Here is a 2,401-nt window from a genome sequence, read left to right as displayed (position 1 = left end):
GGGGTTCGAATCCCCGTAGGGACGCCATATTCTTTCTATAAAGAATCATCGCTTCAAATTATTTTATCTCACTTCACATTTTATCCATGAGATAAATTTTTATTTTCAAAATTAAGACTTCAACTTTACTTCATCAATATGTTGAGTGGGTTGTATACTTGGATCATCTTTCTCAATAATTATTGCATCAGCAACTAACTTTGTTTTTGTTAAATCTGGTTCTATTAAGACTTGAGCTAATGAACTTGATGTAATATTAAAATCACGATGTATTTGTACTAGTTCTGGTGTTCGTTTATAACGTATGACTTTAAAACCTGCTTCGTGAATTAAAGCATCTCGCTCCGCATCAAACTTTTCCTTCCCCTTATGGCTAGAATCATCTAACTCAACAATAGCAACGATATTAAATGCTTTATCCAACACAACAAAATCAGCAACTTTTCGATTAAATAAATTACGCGTCGCGTATCCTTGCGCTGTCATAAAAGCGCTGAAAGCAACTTGCGCTAAAATAATATGTTCAGGCAAAGCTTCCTTTAATTTCATAAAAGTGGGTTGTTCATTCATAGTAATGATAGGTTTTCCCTTGATTGGGGTACGTTTTGCATTTCTATTTTTGCTTTCCCCTTTCTTTAAAACACTTAAAATCGCTAATATCATTATGGCTATTAAAAATATGCCAATCATCGCAAACATCGAATTTCCCCTAAATAAATATAAAAACTATTTTGATTTTCAGAAATACTATTAAAAAAAACAGCTAGTTATGCCATCTGCTGTGAAACGATTTTATTCCTTCAGTCGGCTAATATGATAACCCAAAACGTAATTGTACATATCAGAGCCAACGGTGTAACACATGTTACTCACTTGGACGATCAAGATCTCATCGGTTTTAAGGCCCATAACTTTACCAGCAGTAATTTCTATGTTTCAGCCCAAAACATTATAAATTTATGATTTATAAATATTTTATTATACTTAAGCTATGTTCTACCCTATACTAAAAATAGATCAAAACTATAATTTGAACATGACATGCAAATTCGATTATTTCATTTACAAAATTCACGCTCTCAACGCATTATTTGGTTTTTAGAAGAATTAGGGCTTAACTATGATCTCATCACTAAATATCATTCGGACGAAGACAAAAATAATAACTCACCGCATCAACTATCAAAATTTCCAACTCTCGAAATTATTGAACAAGAGCAAACTTCAATTTTGGCTGAAACCTCAGCAATTCTAGATTATTTCTCTCATTTACACCCACAACTGAGCCAGAACAATTTACTAAGCCAACAACTTCAAAACTTTTATTATTGGAAGAATTATTGTGAGGCGACATTCATTCCAGATCTGGTACTCAAGCAAATCTTTCACCAAATTGCAGAACGCACGCCTTTTCTGGTCCGTTTCGTTCCTAAGCTTTTAAAATATGGATTTGATCAAGGCTATCTCAATCAATCATTACAAAGACACATGAGCATGATTGATAAACATTTAGAACGTCACTTATGGTTTGCTGGAGATCAGTTTACTACTGCTGATATTTTGATGTGGTTTCCATTATTGGCTTGCTCACCAAATTACAGCCAGTTTAAACATATACAGCGTTATCTGACCCAGATAGAAAACAGACCTGGCTTTAAAAATGCTCTAATTAAAGGTCAATGGTCTGCTTCTACTTTTCAAACTTACTGGGCTATTGCTTGGTGATTTATTTATGCAGACTTACGTGAATTCACGCGCCCCTGAACAACGGCCTTAATATTGCCCTTCGCGTAATTTAAAAACACAATTAAAGGCGATAGTTTTGGATTTGGTTTTTTACCCTGCCCAATTGCTTTAAATTGTGCTGCGTACCAAATAATTTCCATAATCGCCATTTTATCGACAAAAGGTAAACCTGTTTTAATTGGTTTTACGGCATAGCGAACATCTTGACCTGCGATTAAACGGTCAGTTAAATCTGTTTCAACAGCAAGTGGACGAGCAATACCAATAAAGTCATATGCCCCACTTGCTAGAGCAGCATTCATGCCTTCTACAGTACGGAAGCCACCTGTCACCATAAGTTTACATTTTACATGCTGACGGATTTTTTCAGCGAAGTCTAAGAAGTATGCTTCCCGTGCAATGGTACTTGCTTTACGTTTATCGGCTTTAGCGCCAGCCATTGCAGGTGCTTCATAAGTACCACCTGAAATTTCAATTAAGTCAATCCCAGCTTCATCAACTGCTTTAAATACCGAAATTACATCTTCTTCGCTAATACCACCGCGCTGGAAGTCGGCAGAGTTGAGCTTAACTGAAATAATAAAATTCTCTGAGGTTGCTTGACGTACAGCCTTATAAACTTCTAGTAAAAAGCGAGTACGGTTTTCAACTGAGC

General features: G+C 35.5%; 2 protein-coding genes and 1 pseudogene. 1 reads left to right on the top strand and 2 read right to left on the bottom strand.

Going from position 1 to position 2,401, the window contains the following annotated elements; genetic code table 11:
* Nucleotides 1-111 precede the first annotated feature (111 nt).
* On the bottom strand, nt 112-699 hold the full coding sequence (locus tag J582_RS24580; RefSeq protein WP_032048845.1) for a DUF2726 domain-containing protein: 588 nt from the start codon (nt 697-699) through the stop codon (nt 112-114).
* A gap of 342 nt (nt 700-1,041) precedes the next feature.
* Between J582_RS24580 and J582_RS24575 the strand changes: the two genes are divergently transcribed.
* Nucleotides 1,042-1,725 carry a glutathione binding-like protein gene (locus J582_RS24575; protein WP_032048843.1) on the top strand — a complete coding sequence of 228 codons (684 nt, stop codon included), beginning with the start codon at nt 1,042-1,044 and terminating at the stop codon, nt 1,723-1,725.
* Between the two features lie 5 nt (nt 1,726-1,730).
* Here the strand turns inward: J582_RS24575 and J582_RS24570 are convergent.
* Nucleotides 1,731-2,401 (bottom strand): annotated as a pseudogene (locus J582_RS24570) (NADH oxidase); the annotation flags it as partial.

The sequence above is a fragment of the Acinetobacter sp. 1566109 genome, from assembly GCF_000582255.1.
Classification (GTDB): Bacteria; Pseudomonadota; Gammaproteobacteria; order Pseudomonadales; family Moraxellaceae; genus Acinetobacter; species Acinetobacter nosocomialis.
Note: the sequence above shows the minus strand (reverse complement) of the source record. Positions and strands in the feature narration are given on the sequence as shown.